The following is a 16280-nucleotide window of genomic DNA, read 5'->3' as shown; positions in this document are numbered from 1 at the left end:
CGATCCCACCTGAAAGAGCATGTCTGGCGTCATCGCCTGCCCCGTCTCCACGTTCGCGAGCCCGTACCCGCGCGCGAACTCCACCTCGCCTCCGCGTACGATCACCACCGCCACGCCGGGCATCCCCGTCCGCGCCAGCTCCGCGGCAACAGCAGCCCCCAGCGCGGCCGTATCCACCGCCTGGGCGGCGGCCGGCGCCGATCCCATCGCCAGCGCGAACGCTGCCGCCAGCATCGCCCTCATCATTCGCCCGTTCACAGGTATCGCATCCATCCCCGGGGATTCCTTCTCTTGACCCCCGCGTACCACCGGCACACGGGATACAGGATGATCAGCGTGACGATCCACGCGACGTACACCACGTCCAGCCCGAAGCCGACGTTCGTGGGCGGCGAGGCGAAGCGGTCCGCGAAATTCTGGAATTGCCAGCCCACGGCCTGCCCCGCCGCCAACCCGGCCAGGATTGCGAGCGTGTGCGGCACGTACCACTGCAGCAGGTAGAAGAAAAGGGGAACGCGCCCCAGCGTCACCAGCGCCTGGCCCACCCTGCCCCGCCGCCCGCGCTCGAACAGTGCCAGCGCGACCAGCGCCGGGCCCAGCGTCATCAGCAGAAAGAGCAGCGACGGCGGATACTTGGCCGTGTTGAGAAAGGAGAGCACGGTGAAGACCGGCCCGCGATCGTGCGCCGCCCATGGCTTGGGATCGCCGTAGACGTTGATGGCACGGATGACGATGAAGGCCGCCGTCAACGCCAGCCCCAAGCGGATCAGCGTCCGCTGCCGCCGTTCGGCATCCCATGCGTACACGCTTCCGAGTGCATAACCTGCCGCGATGACGCCGATCCAGGGAATCAGCGGATACAGCACGAACGCGGGCGCGCCGAACACGGAGACGGGACCGGGCTGGTGAAGCACGAACCACAGCTGCTGGAAGGCCGTCGGCGCGGCGGGCCCCTGCGCCACGTTGAACGCATCCAACAGGTTGTGCCCGGCGATCATCGCCACGCCGAACGCCCCGACGAGGGCCACCGGCAGGTGCACCAGCGCGGCCAGCACGATCATGCTCACGCCCAGCACCCAGATCACCTGAAAGATGCCAAGGAACGAGTAGTCGGCGTTGAACAGGAAGCCAAGCCTCACTAGCGTGAACTCCAGCACGATCAGCCACGCGCCGCGGGTGAGCAGGAACCGCGACAGCTCGCCCGCGGTGGCGCCGCGCTGCCGCTGCAGCATGGTGCCGGTGCCCGCCAGCAGCACGAAGACGGGCGCGCAGAAGTGGGTGATCCAGCGCGTGAGGAACACCGCCGCCGGCGCGCGCGACAGGTCTTCGGGCGGGTACGCCCACAGGTCGCGGTGAAAGAAGTCGCGGGTGTGGTCCAGCACCATGATCACCATCACCAGCCCGCGAAGCAGGTCTACCGAGTCCACGCGCCGGGGGAGCGCGGCGGATGTCGCGCGCGCGGCGGCGGTCGCGGTGGGAGGGGCGAGGGTTGCGTCCATGGGCAGGATCAGGTGCGGGATGGCGGAATGCGCCCGGCGCCAGGGATGATGCGGGGCACGTGGGATGTCAGACACGATCGCCCAGCGCATCCTGGAGGCGCGCGCGATAGGTGCGGCTCAGCCGCAGGCGGTCGCCCGTGGTGAGCGTGACGGTGTGGTCGCCGTGAAAGCCGGGCTCCAGTTCCCTGATGCGGGCCAGCCGGACGATGGTGGAGCGGTGGATGCGGATGAACTCCGCCGGGTCCACCCGCTCCTCCAGCGCGCCGATGGTGCCGCGGTACAGGTACGAGCGGCCGGGCGTGTGGAGCCTGAGGTAGTCGCCCTCGGCCTCGATCCAGTCCACCTCGGCCAGGTCCACCACCGTCACCTTCTGCGTGGAGCGGATCAGCAGGCGCGACAGGTACGGCGACCCGCCCGCCGGGCCCGCGGCCAGGGCCAGCTGCCGGAGCGCATCCGCGCTGAGGGAGGCTGCGCGCCGCTCGCGCAGGCGTTCGCGCACGCGGCCGAGTGTGGCCCTGAAGCGATCCTCGTCCACCGGTTTCAGCACGTAATCCAGCGCGTGGTGCTCGAAGGCGGCGACGGCGTACTCGTCGAACGCGGTCACCAGCACCACGGCGCCGGCGGAACCGGGTGCCATCGCTTCCAGCACCTCGATGCCGGTTGCGCCCGGCATCTGCACGTCTAGGAACACCACGTCGGGCTCGTGCTGGCCCACGGCGGCCAGTGCTTCCAACCCGTTGGCGCACTCGGCAACCACCTGCACGCCGCCGTCCTCTTCCAGCAGCGAGCGCAGCCGGCGCCGGGCCAGCGGCTCGTCGTCGGCGATCACGGCGCGGAGCACGTCAGACGGCGGCAAGGGCGTGCTCCGGTTTCGGGCTACAAGGCAGGCGGATGCTCACCCGCGTCCCCCGCGGCTCCACCGGGCCGATGGCGAACGAGTGCTCCGCACCGAAGCGCTTCCGCAGCCGTTCGCGCGTGTTCACCAGCCCCACGCGCGTTGCGGCGCGTTCGGCGTACCCGGAGCCCAATCCGACACCGTCGTCGCTCACCTCGATCGCCAGCCACGAATCTTCCCTCCGCGCGGTGACGCGAACCGTGCCCCCCTGCAGCGAGGGCTGGATGCCGTGCAGCACCGCGTTCTCCACCAGCGGCTGCAGCAGCAGCGTGGGGACGGCGGCATCCAGCGCATCGTCATCCACCCTGATGTCCACACGCAGCCGGTCGCCGAAGCGCACCTGTTCGATGGCGACGTATCGATCCAGCACCTCCAGCTCGCGGCGAAGCGGCGTGTCGTGCTCCGCGCCGGCGGCCAGCGTCAGCCGCAGCAGTTCCGCGAGTTCGCTGATCATCTTCTGCGCGGCCCGCGGCTCGTCGGGAACCAGGGACGAGATGGAGTTGAGGGCGTTGAACAGGAAGTGCGGCTGCACCTGGATCTTCAGCGCGGCCAAGCGGGCATTGGCCAGCTCTGCCTCCAGCCGGCTCGCCTGCACCTTGCGCGCGCCCGCCGTCTGCGCGTGCTCCAGGGCCAGGTAGAACGCCAGGAAGAACCAGTAGGTGAAGATGCTCCAGCTCATCCGCATCTCCACGTAGCGCAGCAGCACGGTGCCGAAGCTCTCACCGCCGCCGGACCGGGCGCGGGCGAACAGCGTCAGCACCACCATGTTGGCACTCGCGATCACCAGGCTCACGGTCAGGTGCACCGGAAGGGAGTGGCGCCAGCCCCCGCCCTCGAAGCGAAACCGGCGCGCGAGCGTGATGATGGCCGGCACGCTGAGCGCCCAGACGAGGTAGCCGGGGAGCACCCAGTACAGCAGCTGCCCGAGCGAGGGGCGGCTGCCGTGCACCCCGTTCAGGATGTACACGTGCGCCAGGGTGAGCACCGCGTCGCCCAGCCAGAAGAGCAGGAGCAGGCGTGCGGGGATCCGCGCGTCGGCCGTGCGTTCGCTGGCGGGATGAGTACCGAGGTCCATCACAGTGTAGTGGAGGGGAGCACGTGTAGCGCGGGCGCCAGGGGTGGCACGAAACATAGTGCGCCCCCGACGTGTGGGTCACGCTCGCCGGAGCAGAGAATGCGGTCACCTCGGCGTAGAGCCAACCCCGATGCGACGAAACGCCGGATCCGCGCGGCGAACCGTCCTTGTGGGGCCGCCTACTTCGTTCAACATTTCGCGCCTTCGTGCGCCGTCTCCCCCGTGCGGGCACCCGGCCCGTGACGAAAACCCCTGTCGACGAGAGTGGATCGTGAACTTTTTCTGCAAGCTGCTGCCGCCGCGCCCGAGCTTCGCGCAGGACATGTCGCCGGAGGAGCGGGCGTTGATGCAGCAGCACGCGGGCTACTGGCAGGAATGGATCGGCAGAGGACACGTGATCGCGTTCGGGCTCGTGGCGGACCCGGCCGGCCCCTTTGGGATCGGCATCATGGACTTCGCGACCGAAGCCGACGTCCGCGCGTTCATGGAGGGCGATCCGACGATCCAGGCCGGCGCCGGCTTCCGGTTCGAGGTGCACCCCATGCCCATGGGCGTGGTGACGGCTTGATCCTGATCGCGTTCCCTTCTCCTTCGGTGCATGCGATGAACGAGGAATCGACCCTTTGGCGAGCGGCCCGTGCCGCCCTCGCGCTCTGCGTGGTGGGCGCCTGCGCCGCAGCCCCCCGCGCACAGCCCGGACGCGAACCGGCGGATGCGCTGCGCGGGATGGTGCAGGCGGAGCGGGACTTTTCCGCGCGGTCCGCGCGAGAAGGGGTGCGCGACGCGTTCCTGGCGTTCCTCGCGGACGACGGCATCCTCTTCCGCCCTCGCCCCGTCGACGGAAAGGAGTTTACCCGGTCGCGCCCATCTCCGCCGGTGACGCTCACCTGGCGTCCCGCACGAGCCGCCATCTCGTGCATGGGCGACCTGGGATTTACGTCGGGCCCGTTCGTCGCCAGGCCCCGCGACGGAGGCGAAGTGGGCCACGGCTACTACTTTACGATCTGGCGGAAGCAGGTGGACGGAAGCTGGAAGTTCGTGCTCGACGTCGGGACGACCGGCTCGCCCTCCGCGGACTCCGTTCCCGACTGGGCGCCCGGCGGGGAGCTCGCCTGCGGCACACCCGGCGGGAGCGAAGACGAGCTGCGCCGTGCCGACGCCGGATTCGCCGACGCGTGGACGCACGCGGGCCCGGCCTCCGCGCTGGCGGCGTGGGGCGATCCGCGGGTTTGGCTTGCTCGCGCCGGGGCCAGGCCGACGGAAGGAGTCGATGCCGCCGCCCAGGTGGCTGGACGTGAGCCAGGGCGGGCGAGCTGGACGCCCACCGCCGCGCACGTATCCGCGGACGGAACGCTGGGTTACGTCTATGGCGCGTACACCCGGTCAGCCCCAAACGGACAGCACGCGGGCAACTACGTCCGCGTGTGGCGCCGCACCGCGCAGGGCTGGCGGCTGCTGCTGGACGTGGTGAACGCGCGGCCCACGCCCGCCGCTAGGGCTCCGACGGCCGACCCCGCTCCCCTGCTGGCGAGAGAGGCAGGACGCCGGTGAAGGCCGATGGGATGCGTTCGACGCCATCGCGGCGACGCTCAGGGCCGAGGGGCTGGCCGATGAAGCCAGTGATGGAAGGAGGGCATTCGGCTCGACGGCGCTGAAGGTGCGCGGGAAGATCTTCGCGATGCCGATGGACGGCACTCTCGTCCTGAAGCTGCCCCGCTACCGCGTGGAAGCGCTGATCACGTCCGGCGAAGGCGCTCCCTTCGCGTCCGGCCAAGGTCGCCCGATGAAGGAGTGGGTGACGATCGCGGGCGCAAGAGAAGCCTGGATGGACCTGGCTCGCGAAGCCCGGGAGTTCGTCGCTGGAGCGGCCGGCGGGAGAAGCTGATCGACCGCGAACCAGGAATGTTGCGGACCCGTCCGGGGAATTGTCGATTTGGCGATCCCCCGGACGACTATGGGATGTTCACGGCAGTTTTCACCCCGCACCAGAGGAAATCCCATGAAGTACCTGTGCCTGATCTACGACGAGGAAAAGGCGATCGACGCCATGTCCGCCAGCGAGTCCGAAGCCTTCATGGGCGAGTACTTCGCCTTTACGCAGGCCATCCGGGAGAGCGGGCAGTACGTGGCGGGTGAGGCGCTGCAGCCGGTGTCGACGGCCACCACCGTGCGCATCCGCAACGGCAGGATGTCGACGACGGACGGCCCGTTCGCCGAGACGCGCGAGCAGCTGGGCGGGTTCTACCTGATCGAGGCGCGCGACCTGAACGAGGCCATCCAGGTGGCGGCAAAGATCCCGTCCGCGCGCATCGGCAGCATCGAGGTGCGGCCGGTCGTGGATTTCGGCGACGTGGGCTGATCCAGCCGTGACGAGCGAGCACGCGGCCGACGGGATGCGCGAGCGGGTAGATGCCATCTACCGCTCCGAGTCGCGCCGCGTGCTCGCCACCCTCATCCGCCTGCTCTCTGACTTCGACGCAGCCGAAGAGGCGCTTCACGACGCCTTTGCGGCCGCGCTGGAGCGGTGGCCGCGCGAGGGGGTGCCGGCGAATCCCCGCGCCTGGCTGGTTTCGGCCGGACGGTTCAAGGCCATCGATGCCATGCGCCGCCGCGCGCGCTTCGACGCCCGAGTCGCCGAGCTCGCCCTGCAGATGGAGTCGGCGGTCCAGCCGGAGACGTGGGATGGCGACGGCGTGGAAGACGACCGGCTGCGCCTGGTGTTCACCTGCTGCCACCCCGCGCTGGCGCCGGACGCGCGCATCGCCCTCACCCTGCGCGAAGTCTGCGGGCTGACGACAGAAGAGATCGCCCGCGCCTTCCTGGTTCCCCCCTCCACGCTCGCGCAGCGGATCGTTCGCGCCAAGGGCAAGATCCGCGACGCGCGCATCCCCTACCAGGTGCCTTCGCGCGCCGATCTCCCCGAGCGGCTGGATGCGGTGCTGCGCGTGGTCTACCTGGTGTTCAACGAGGGATACTCCGCCTCCGCGGGCGAATCGCTGACCCGCGCCGACCTTTCCGGCGAGGCCATCCGCCTGGCCCGACTGATCGTGGAGCTGCTTCCGGAGCCGGAGGCGGAGGGGCTGCTGGGGTTGATGCTGCTCCACGAGTCGCGCCGGGCGGCGCGCACGGGTGCAGACGGCGAGTTGGTCCTGCTGGCGGACCAGGACCGGTCGCTCTGGAACCGCGAGCAGGTGGAGGAGGGATGCGCGCTGGTGCAGCGGGCGCTCTCGTCGCGGCGATTTGGCCCGTACACGCTGCAGGGCGCCATCGCGGCCGTGCACGCCGAGGCGGCGGACGCCGCGTCCACCGACTGGGCGCAGATCGTGGGGCTCTACCACGTGCTCGCGAAGGTGGAGCCGTCACCCGTGGTGGAGCTGAACCGAGCCGTCGCCGTGGCCATGCGCGACGGGCCGGCGGCGGGGCTGGCGCTGATCGACCCGCTGCTGGCCGATGGCGAACTGGCAGACTACCACCTGGCCCACGCGGCCCGCGCGGACCTGTGTCGCCAGCTCGGCCGCACGGCAGAGGCGCGCGCAGCCTACGAGCGGGCGCTCGCGCTGGCGCGCCTGGAGCCGGAGCGCCGCTTCCTGCGGCGGCGCATCGCCGAGCTGGAGTCGGAGCCCTGACCTAGAATCGCGCGGCGGGAAGCCAGGTATCGGACCGCACCCACGCCCGCTGGAACTCCTCGAGCGCTCGGTTCGCATCGGCCTCGCGCCCCTGCGCGCGCAGCGCCTTCTCCAGCCCCACCAGGCTCCATCCGTTGTTCGGCCGGCGCACGAGCCCCTCGCGGAAGACGCGCTCGGCCTCCGCGGGCTTCCCCGTCTCCAGCAGCAGCGTTCCCAGCCAGTCCCGCACGGCGAAAGGAAGCGGCTCCGGCTCGTCGTACACCAGCCCGTCCTCCAGCGCCATCGCCTCCTGGAACGCGGCGGCGGCCTCGTCCGGCCGTCCCTCCCCGCGCAGCAGCTCGCCCTGCAGAATCCCCTTCACGATCCCCAGCAGGCGCGCCGGCTGGTGCTGCCGGAAGGTCCGCGTGGCAGGCGTGGTCCGCGCGAGGGAGTCGACGAGCGCCAGGTACGCCCGCGCGCTGTCCGGCTGTCCCAGGCGAAGGTGCGCATGTCCCCGCGCGAACGCCCACAGCCCTTCGTGGATCGGGTGCGCGGGGCGGCTGGTCACTTCCAGCACCTCGCCGAACCGCCCGAAGCGCAGCAGCGTCAGCGCCTGGAACGAGGCCCCATCCGCCGGCACCAGCTTCGTGTAGTCCCTCGCCGCCTGGATGGCGATCGCGCTCTGCCCATCCACGGACGCGGAAAAGAGCAGCATGTGAAGGTTGTGCGCGGGGTAGATGGCGAATCCCTCGCCCCTCGCCGCCTTCTGGTCGGAGTGCCACGCCAGGATGTTGGAGCGCGTCGCATCCCCCCATCGCCCCACGCGGTTGTACGTGTGCGACGGCATGTGGTTGATGTGGCTGGCGCCGGGAATGGCGCTCCCCAGCAGGTCCGCGCACCGCTGGGCCTCGCCGGCCTTGGGCGTGGTCTCCGTCGCGTGGATGTACAGGTGGCAGGCGCCGGGATGGCCGATGTCCGCCGCCAGCACGCCTTCGAGCACCTGGTGGATGCGGGCGATGGAAGGCTTGGTGAGCGGCCAGATTCCGCGCCGCGGCTCCAGGAGCATCAGCGCGTCGGCGTACAGCGTGGCCACCTCCGCGTTCCGCGGGTTGCGCTCGTACACGGCCGCCATCGCGTTCACGAAGGCAGAGTCGAGGCTCTTCCGGCCCGACGCGGGATGCTCGGGCAGGTAGCGAGCGGCCATCGCATCGACCAGCGCGCGCTCCAGCGGGGGGCCGCCACGATCGGCAAGCTCCTGCGCCCGTGTCGCCGCGGCGTGCGCCCCGGCGGCGTTGGCATCGTCCATGGGGCCGTTCAGATACGGCCCAAGGGACCACGCCTCGCCCCACCAGCACATGGCGCACGCGGGATCGCGGCGCCGCGCCTCGACGAACGAGCGCCGCGCGTCGGCCGGGGTGAACGAGAACATCAGGCGCACTCCCTGGTCGAAGTACGCCTGCGCCTCGGAAACGCTCGTGCTCACCCGCCAAGAGAACCGGCCCAGCGCGGACGACAGGGGAATCGTCGCGCTGTCCGCGGCCGGACCAGTGACAGCACTCTGCGCGGCGAGTTGCGGCGACAGGGCCACGCCGCCGATTACGAGCGCGAGGCCCATGCTGACGACGAGCCGAACGGGAACAGGAGCTATCATCCGCAGCATCGCGCGATTTCCGGGAGAACGGGGGAGGGAGACGTCGTGGGTCGGAAGTGGAAGATGGCCGGGATCGCGACTCCGGGCAACCATGGACGAGCCGAAGAATCTGCCGCAACACCAGCGGAAAGCCTCCCGGCGGAGACTTCACCCGCACGCCCATCCTGCCCTCCCGACGCGCACCCTGTCATCCCGAAGGAGCGGCCCCGGCGAACCTTCCCTCACACCGAAGACAGCAGCGACTGAGGGATCCGCCACACACCCGCGGTCGTGCCCCGGCCCGTCCCGCACGCCGACCCTGCCGCGAAGCCGGGACGCGCCACATCGATCTCCCACACACGGACGCAAGCCAGTCCGCGCAGGCGGACTTCGTGCGTTTGTTTCAGCGACTTCAGTCGCCCACCAGTTCGGCGCGAAGGCGATGGCAGGCGCAGAGGCCGGCGCCCCACACTACATTTCGGGCGGTTGCTGTGCACGCGGCGCGGGTACTATCATCCCCGCGTTCTGCACCCCTGCACCCAAACGGCGGCGTTCCTTGAAGATCCTGGTCGTAGGCAACGGCGGGCGCGAGCACGCGCTGCTGTGGAAGCTGCGGCGCGACGCGCCGGGCGCGGAGCTGTTCATCACCCGCGGCAACGGCGGGACGGACGCGCTGGCGACCTCCATTCCGCTCGACGCGGGCGAACTCCAGTCGCTCGCCGGGTGGGCGGAGCAGAACCAAATCGACCTGACGATCGTGGGCCCCGAGGCACCGCTGGCGGAGGGGATCGCCGACCATTTCGGCAACCACCGCCTGCCCGTCTTCGGCCCGAGCAAGCAGGCCGCGCGCATCGAATCGTCCAAGGCGTTCGCCAAGGGGCTGATGGCGCGGCACGGCATTCCCACGGCGGCCTTCCAGGTCTTCACCGCCCTCCCCGAAGCCGAGGACTACGTCCGCTCCGTAGCCGGCCCCGTCGTGGTCAAGGCCTCGGGACTGGCCGCCGGCAAGGGCGTGGTGGTGTGTGACGACACGGACCAGGCCCTCACCGCGCTGCGGGAAACGATGGAGGGCGGCGCGTTCGGCGTGGCGGGCGCGGAGGTGGTCGTCGAAGAGCGGATGACCGGCGAAGAGCTGTCCGTGTTCGCGCTGACGGATGGCCAAAACGTGGTGCCCATGGTCCCCGCGCAGGACCACAAGCGCGTGGGCGAGGGGGAGAGCGGGCCCAACACCGGCGGGATGGGTGCCTACGCCCCCGTGTCCCTCGCCACGCCGGAGCTGATGGAGCGCGTGGAGCGCGAGATCCTGCGCCCCACCGTCGCGGCGATGGCGGCTGAGGGATGCCCCTTCCGCGGCCTGCTCTACGCGGGGCTGATGCTCACGCCCGACGGGCCGAAGGTGGTGGAGTTCAACTGCCGCTTCGGGGACCCGGAGACGCAGGTGGTGCTGCCCCTCCTGCGCTCGTCCCTGCTGGACCCGATCCTGGAGATCGCCCGTGGAGGCTCGCTCGCCGGGGTGCGCCTGGGATGGAGCGCGCAGGCCGCGGCCACCACCGTGCTGGCCTCCGGCGGATACCCCGGTGACTATCCGAGCGGCGTGCCCATCCACCTCCCCGCAGAGCTCCAGAGCAGCGACGACGTGATCGTCTTTCACGCGGGAACGCGCCGTGCGGACGACGGCGCCCTGGTCACCGCCGGCGGGCGGGTCCTCGCCGTCACCGCCCTGGCCCCCACGGTGGCCGCCGCGGCGGAGCGCAGCCGGGCCGCGGCAGAGTCCATCCGGTTCGAGGGGAAGCACTTCCGCCGCGACATCGGGTGGCGGGAAATCGAGCGAGCGAACGCCCATGCCTGAGCTTCCGGAGGTAGAGACCATCGTCCGCGACCTGGCGGGGCTGCTTCCCGGTGCGCGCATCGGCGCCGTGGAGGTGCTGCGGCCGGACCTGATCGACGGGGACGAGCCGGACGCGTTCGCCGCGCGGCTGAAGGGACGAACCGTGCGCGACGTGGCGCGCCGGGCCAAGAACATCGTCGTGGGCCTGGGCGGCGAGCGGCTGATCGTGAACCTGGGGATGACGGGGCGGCTGCTGATGGCGAAGGCGGGGGACGAAGACCCCAGCCACCTGGGCGTGCGGCTTTCGCTGTCGAACAAGCGCGAGCTGCGCTACCACGACGTGCGGCGCTTCGGGCGGTTGTGGGTGGTGGGCGAGGAGGCCTGGCGTTCGTTCGATGGCGGCCTGGGGGTGGAGCCGCTGTCGGACGAGTTCACCCCCGACTGGCTCCACGCGTCCGCCGGCCGGTCGCGCGTGCCGATCAAGACCTGGCTGATGGACCAGGGGCGGGTGGTGGGCGTGGGCAACATTTACGCGAGCGAGGCGCTGTTCCGCGCCGGGGTCGATCCGCGGCGCCCCGCGAACACACTTTCCGCCAGCGAGGCGACCCGCGTGGTACAGGGCGTGCGCCAGGTGCTGACCGACGCCATCGAGTTCCGGGGCACCACGTTCCTGGACTACCGCGACGCCAGCGGCGAGCGCGGGGGCTTCGCGGAACGGCTGAAGGTGTACGATCGCGGCGGGGAGCCGTGCCCGGTGTGCGGAACCCCGCTGGAGCGGCTCGTCCAGGCCGGGCGATCGACGTTCTTCTGCGGCTCCTGCCAGCGCTGACGGTACACCGGCCCGACTTTTACGCCACCGTGTGCGATGAATGTCTGGCTTTTTTCATCTGCTACATTATTATTCGGACACATCTGCCGCGTGGTCCCCTCCTCCAAGCCCACTCGCACACGCCATGCAATCACGTAAGTTTCGGGTTCCTCAGAGAAAGACGCAGCGCCGGTGGCGCGTTCCGCCCGCTCTCAAGCGCGGCGACGAGGTGTTCGAGGGGCTGGGCCTTCTCGACGAGGTAACCGGCGAAAAGGGGCTGCTGCTGTGGCAGTCGCTCCGCGACGCGCTGCTCTGGGCCGAAGCGCCGGAAGGCGACCGCGCGGCGCTCTTCGCCGCCGACGCGGAGCGGGTGCGCATGGCCATGCTGATGGCCGCCGCGCCCGCCGCCGAGCTGGAGGAGCCGCTGGCGGCGCTGGCCCGCATGGTGGGCGAGCCCAACACCACGTCGGAAGAGATGGTGTCGCTGGCCTGCCGCCGCGTGGCGCAGTGGGCCGACGAACAGGGGCTGCTGACCACCGCGCTCTCCTTCGCGCAGGCCGCCGCCACCGTAACGCCAGGCGACGCCTCGACCGCGTACGCGGTGGGCAAGCTGGCGCGCCGCCGGGCCGAGTACGCCCGGGCCGAGACGTGGTTCCGCCGCGCCATCGCCCTGGCGCGGCAGATCGGTGACTGGCCCACGTACTCGCAGTCCTTTCTGGGCTTGGGCCGGCTGTACATCCAGCGCGGCAATCTGCCGATGGCCCGCCGATTCCTCGTGCGGGCCATCCGGGCGGCGGAGCGCAACAGCCTGCACGACCTTCAGGCGATGGGCTTGCACGATATGTTCGGCGTTGCTGTCGAGGCTGGACGCAGCACCGAGGCGCGGGAATTGGCTCGTGCCGCGTTCGAGGCGTACGGGCCGAAGAGTCCCGGGCTGCTGCGGCTGGCGCAGGACGTCGCGTACTGGTGGATTACGGAGGGATACTTCGCCCGGGCGGTCCCGGTGCTGCGCTCGCTCATCCCGCACCTGCCTCAGACGTCCGACCGGCTCATGGCGTTCGGCAATCTTGCGCGGGCAGCGGGCAGTCTGGGTGACCGCGAGGGGTTCCGCGACGCGTGGGATGCCTGCCACGACCTGCTGGGCCACGTGGCGGCCAACGAGCAAGCCGCCCAGGGACTTCTGGACCTGGCGCACGGAGCGGCGAGCCTGACTCTTTGGGACAAGGCCGAGACGGCCGCTCGCGAGGCCCTGGAAATCGGCTCACGGCGTCAGGAGGGAAAGATGCGGCTCACCGCGGAAGCCCTGCTGGAATCGGTCCGCCACCATCGGGCCGTGGCCGCGCGCCAGCAGGTGCCCGAGCAGCGGAGTGCTCAACAGCCCGACGAGCTCCTGGCCGAAGACTTCGTACGTTCGCTCAGCAGCACCGGAGTTTCCTGAGCAAGGACTGCGCATCACAAGCAAAGGGGCGCGGCGTAGTGTGGCCGCGCCCCTTTGCTTGTGATGGGTCGCCGCGTCATCAGCCCCCGCCCGACCAGATCAGGCCGCTGCCCGCCGCCTTGCTGTCCCCGCCTTCCTGAACCCCGTTCGTAGGACCGCTGGTGGTGTCGGAAACGACGGTCTGGAGCGAGGGCCGCGCACGGCCAATGGGTGCTTCGGGGGCCGTGGCGTCGCCCGAGCAGGCGGCCATCGCCGCAAGCACCGCGGCCGCAAGCAGGTTGCGTACGTTCTTCATTGCAGGCTCTCCAAGGATCGGGTGGGGGAATGATGTCGAGGCGGGATGGCAGCATCTTAACATGAAGGAACGGTGTGCGCCACGCGTACGCGCCCTCGCATCGCTCCATTCGCGACTTCCCACCGGGAAAGATGATGCCTTGCGCAGCGAAGCGCCAGCCCTACAGCCTCACGAATCTACGAGCTGTGGGAGACAGGCGCGCGCGAGCGTCGGCACGGGCATACTTTTCATGCCGTCAAATTCTACTGCAGCCCAGGTGTGCGTTGGGTCGAGCCTGACGCGAGTCGACAGAGTGCCGCCGACCGGCGCACGAGTTCGAGACGGTTTACGCCAGCGCCGTAGTACCCGGCGAGATCGATCTGCGGGCACCGCATCGAGAGATCCGGCCGGACCCGCGCGGACGCTCTTTCGCTTCCGGCCTCCGCGCGCTACCTTCGCCATCGGTTCGGTTTTTCTTCCCCGGCGAACTCCGCCCTGCAGTGAAGGTCATCCCCACCCATCCGTTGCGAGGGCTGGTCCGCGAAGCCCGCAACGTTCCCGGCGTGTACCGCTGGCTGGGCACGGACGGCGAAGTGCTGTACGTGGGCAAGAGCAAGTCGCTCCGCACGCGGCTGCTCACCTACTTCCGCGCCAAGCGGGGCGACAAGCAGCACGCCATCGTCCAGGGCGCCGCCTCGCTTTCGTGGGACTACGAGCCCAGCGAGTTCGCCGCGCTGCTACGCGAGCTGGAGCTTATCAAGCGGTTCCGGCCGCGGATGAACCAGCAGCACAAGCGCGACGGCCGCTACTCGTTCCTCAAGGTGACTACCGCGCGCGCCCCGCGCCTGTACGTGGTGGGCGCCGTTTCCGACGATGCGGCCAGCTACTACGGCCCCTTCCGCGGCGGCAAGCGCGTCCAGGAAGCGGTCCGCGAGCTGAACGACCTGCTGGGGCTTCGCGACTGTCCGGTGAACACGCCCATCCGCTTCGCCGGCCAGCCAGATCTGTTCGCATGGGAGCATGCTCCGCGCTGCCACCGGTTCGAGCTGAAGCTGTGCCTGGGCCCCTGCGCGGGCCGGTGCAGCGAAGCCGAATACCAGCGGAGGGTAGACCTTGCTCGCGCCTTTCTGGACGGGCGGGCGGACGAGCCCGTGCGCTGGCTGAACGAGCGCATGCAGGCCGCGTCGGAGCGATGGGAGTTCGAGTACGCGGCCTCGCTGCGCGAGCGGCTGCGGAGGCTGGAGGGGCTGCGCGACGAGTTCGCGCAGCTGCGCGAGGCGCTGGACAGCCTGACCTTCGTGTATCGCGTTCCCGGGACGGACGGCGACGACCGCGTGTACCTGGTGCGGCGTGGCACCGTGCGCGCCAGCGTTCCCGTGCCGCGCAGCACCGCCGAGCGGCGGCGCCTTTCCCGGCTGTGCGAGGAGCATTACGGCCGGCCGGAGGGCGCCGGCGCCCTCGTTCAGCGGCACCAGGTAGACGAGATCCTGCTGCTGGCGCGCTGGTTCCGCGCGCGTCCGCAGGAGATGGAGAACACGGTACCGCCCGCCCGTGTGGAGGCGCTGCCGCTGAGCGCGTGAGCCGCGTGGCACATGCGTTGCGCCCGGCCCGCGCGGGCACGGCGATGCCGTGAGCCCCCACGCGTTCGAACCATCCTGACGGAGCCGTTGATGCGGACCAGCTTCCGCTTGCTTTTCGTGTGTGCCGCCGCCACCCTGCTCGCCGCCTGCGGGGAGGGCGGCCCCGCCACCGCCGGCGCGGCCGGAGGCGATACCCTCGGCCCTCCTCCGCAATCGCCCTACGGTGCCACGGGCGCGCAGAACGTGCGCGTGGTGCCGGTGGAGATCGAGGTGATCGGGCTGCCTGAGGGGTGGAACGGGATGCGGATCGCCGCGCTTTCCGATTTTCACCTGTCCATGTGGCCCGACAACGCCAACGTGGCGCGCGCGGCCGTGGAGCGGGCCATCGCCGAAAAGCCCGACGTCTTCGTGCTGCTGGGCGACTACGTGGGCAGCCGCCGGGGCGACTTCACGGCGCTGGACCGCGTTCTCGCGCCGCTGAGGGGAAGGACCGTGTTCGCGGTGCTGGGCAACGAGGACATGCTGGAAGACCCCGACGAGCCCGACAGCCTGGCGATCCTGACGCGCGCGGCCCTGGCCCGCAACGGCGTGCAGCTGCTCCACAACGCGCGCGCGCGGTTCATCCGCAACAACGACACGGCCTTCATCGCGGGGGTGGATCCCTACATCGCGCGCCGGCCGGACTGGCGCCGGGCAGAGATGTACGGCGGCATCCCCGGGGGCGGCTCCACGCCCGTGCTGCTTGCCCACATGCCCGTGGCCGCGCTCACGGTGCCGACCGACAAGTATCCGTCCGTCATCTCGGGCCACACCTTCTGCGGGCAGATCGAGGTTCCGGGCACGCCCCGGCTGACGTGGGTGAACACCGAGCTGTTCCCGCAGGAGGCCAACGCGGCGACGAACCGGATCTACCGGGTGCGCGGGTCCACGCTGTTCGTCACCTGCGGGCTGGGGTTCTCGTTCGTCCCGGTGCGCTTCGGCTCGCCGCCGGAGGTGGCGATGATCACGCTGCGCACCGTCGGCGGGGTGCAGCGCGACACGGCGGCCGCGAAGGGCGGCGTGAACGTCGACTCGCTGATCCAGCAGTTCACGCCCGACTCGGCGCGCACGGAGGAGGATACGGCCGCGGACGAGGGCTGACGTCCGAGCACTTGAGGCACCGCCGAGCCCTGTCATCCTGACGAGGGCTGACGCCCGGCAGTCACGGCGCACCTCAGAACCCTGTCATCCTTGCGAGGGCTGACGCCCGGCAGTCACGGCAAACCTCAGCACCCTGTCATCCTGAGGCCCAGGCGCAACGGACCTGCCCGCAGCACAAGCCTCGCGGGCCGAAGGATCTAGCCAGGGACACGTACAAGCCGGGGCGCGGCAGCGGGCAATGAAGCCGAGGCCTCGGCAACCCTGGGTTCACCCGCCGGTGGAGAGGGTGCACGCTGCAGCCTCGATGCCCTCGGCGAATGTGTGGCGGATCCCTCAGTCGCTGCGATCGACGGCGTACGGGCAGGTTTCGCGTGGCCGCTCCGTCGGGATGACAGGCGCGGTCCCGCAGCAGTGGGGTGAGTGATGTTGAAGCCCCGGATGAGACGCGCATACAGAACGGGCCGGCTCCCGCGTGGGGAGCCGGCCCTTCATCGTCTCGTGGTGGCGC

General features: G+C 70.4%; 16 protein-coding genes. 10 read left to right on the top strand and 6 right to left on the bottom strand.

Annotated features, from left to right (window positions below; genetic code table 11):
- From VIB55_RS23175 to VIB55_RS23160, 4 genes are all read right to left on the bottom strand, one after another.
- Window positions 1-246: serine hydrolase (locus tag VIB55_RS23175; RefSeq protein WP_331879052.1), on the bottom strand; the 246-nt coding region annotated here is incomplete at its 3' end.
- A gap of 8 nt (window positions 247-254) precedes the next feature.
- Window positions 255-1499, bottom strand: coding sequence for a DUF1624 domain-containing protein (locus VIB55_RS23170; protein ID WP_331879051.1), 1245 nt, complete (start codon window positions 1497-1499; stop codon window positions 255-257).
- A gap of 67 nt (window positions 1500-1566) precedes the next feature.
- On the bottom strand, window positions 1567-2355 hold the full coding sequence (locus VIB55_RS23165) for a LytTR family DNA-binding domain-containing protein (protein WP_331879050.1): 789 nt from the start codon (window positions 2353-2355) through the stop codon (window positions 1567-1569).
- Window positions 2342-3469, bottom strand: a complete 1128-nt coding sequence (locus VIB55_RS23160; protein ID WP_331879049.1) for a sensor histidine kinase — start codon at window positions 3467-3469, stop codon at window positions 2342-2344. The genes VIB55_RS23165 and VIB55_RS23160 overlap by 14 nt, the downstream gene beginning before the upstream one ends.
- Window positions 3470-3740: 271 nt before the next feature.
- Between VIB55_RS23160 and VIB55_RS23155 the strand changes: the two genes are divergently transcribed.
- The 5 genes from VIB55_RS23155 (at window position 3741) to VIB55_RS23135 (ending at window position 7095) form a co-directional block, all read left to right on the top strand.
- The gene (locus VIB55_RS23155; RefSeq protein ID WP_331879048.1) at window positions 3741-4037 is read left to right on the top strand and encodes a YciI family protein; all 297 of its coding nucleotides are present in this window, start codon (window positions 3741-3743) and stop codon (window positions 4035-4037) included.
- A gap of 35 nt (window positions 4038-4072) precedes the next feature.
- On the top strand, window positions 4073-5020 hold the full coding sequence (locus tag VIB55_RS23150) for a nuclear transport factor 2 family protein (protein WP_331879047.1): 948 nt from the start codon (window positions 4073-4075) through the stop codon (window positions 5018-5020).
- Window positions 5021-5153: 133 nt separating this feature from the next.
- Complete coding sequence (locus VIB55_RS23145; RefSeq protein WP_331879046.1) at window positions 5154-5354, top strand: hypothetical protein; 201 nt, start codon at window positions 5154-5156, stop codon at window positions 5352-5354.
- A 114-nt stretch (window positions 5355-5468) separates the two neighbouring features.
- The gene (locus VIB55_RS23140; RefSeq protein ID WP_331879045.1) at window positions 5469-5828 is read left to right on the top strand and encodes a YciI family protein; all 360 of its coding nucleotides are present in this window, start codon (window positions 5469-5471) and stop codon (window positions 5826-5828) included.
- A 34-nt stretch (window positions 5829-5862) separates the two neighbouring features.
- Window positions 5863-7095 (top strand): RNA polymerase sigma factor, encoded by a 1233-nt coding sequence (locus VIB55_RS23135; RefSeq protein ID WP_349263072.1) that lies wholly within the window; start codon window positions 5863-5865, stop codon window positions 7093-7095.
- 1 nt (window position 7096) lies between these two features.
- Here VIB55_RS23135 and VIB55_RS23130 read toward each other — a convergent pair whose 3' ends face one another.
- The gene (locus tag VIB55_RS23130; protein WP_331879043.1) at window positions 7097-8725 is read right to left on the bottom strand and encodes a hypothetical protein; all 1629 of its coding nucleotides are present in this window, start codon (window positions 8723-8725) and stop codon (window positions 7097-7099) included.
- 535 nt (window positions 8726-9260) lie between these two features.
- Here VIB55_RS23130 and purD point away from each other — a divergent pair.
- The 3 genes from purD (at window position 9261) to VIB55_RS23115 (ending at window position 12778) form a co-directional block, all read left to right on the top strand.
- On the top strand, window positions 9261-10553 hold the full coding sequence (purD, locus tag VIB55_RS23125) for a phosphoribosylamine--glycine ligase (protein ID WP_331879042.1): 1293 nt from the start codon (window positions 9261-9263) through the stop codon (window positions 10551-10553).
- Window positions 10546-11361: a bifunctional DNA-formamidopyrimidine glycosylase/DNA-(apurinic or apyrimidinic site) lyase gene (mutM, locus tag VIB55_RS23120; protein ID WP_331879041.1), complete on the top strand. Its 816-nt coding sequence runs from the start codon at window positions 10546-10548 to the stop codon at window positions 11359-11361. Before purD ends, mutM begins: the two co-directional genes overlap by 8 nt.
- A gap of 124 nt (window positions 11362-11485) precedes the next feature.
- A complete protein-coding gene (locus tag VIB55_RS23115) occupies window positions 11486-12778 on the top strand; it encodes a tetratricopeptide repeat protein (protein WP_331879040.1) in 1293 nt (430 codons plus the stop codon).
- A gap of 79 nt (window positions 12779-12857) precedes the next feature.
- On the opposite strand, the gene VIB55_RS23110 is transcribed toward VIB55_RS23115, so the two are convergent.
- The gene (locus tag VIB55_RS23110; RefSeq protein ID WP_331879039.1) at window positions 12858-13073 is read right to left on the bottom strand and encodes a hypothetical protein; all 216 of its coding nucleotides are present in this window, start codon (window positions 13071-13073) and stop codon (window positions 12858-12860) included.
- A 503-nt stretch (window positions 13074-13576) separates the two neighbouring features.
- Between VIB55_RS23110 and VIB55_RS23105 the strand changes: the two genes are divergently transcribed.
- Entirely contained in the window at window positions 13577-14632 is a 1056-nt protein-coding gene (locus VIB55_RS23105) for a GIY-YIG nuclease family protein (RefSeq protein WP_331879038.1), read from the top strand.
- A gap of 90 nt (window positions 14633-14722) precedes the next feature.
- On the top strand, window positions 14723-15772 hold the full coding sequence (locus VIB55_RS23100; RefSeq protein ID WP_331879037.1) for a metallophosphoesterase: 1050 nt from the start codon (window positions 14723-14725) through the stop codon (window positions 15770-15772).
- The last annotated feature ends 508 nt before the right edge of the window (window positions 15773-16280 follow it).

It is taken from the genome of Longimicrobium sp., assembly GCF_036554565.1.
GTDB lineage: Bacteria > Gemmatimonadota > Gemmatimonadetes > Longimicrobiales > Longimicrobiaceae > Longimicrobium.
The sequence above is the reverse complement of the archived record's forward strand: the minus strand, read 5'-3'. Positions and strand labels throughout refer to the sequence as shown.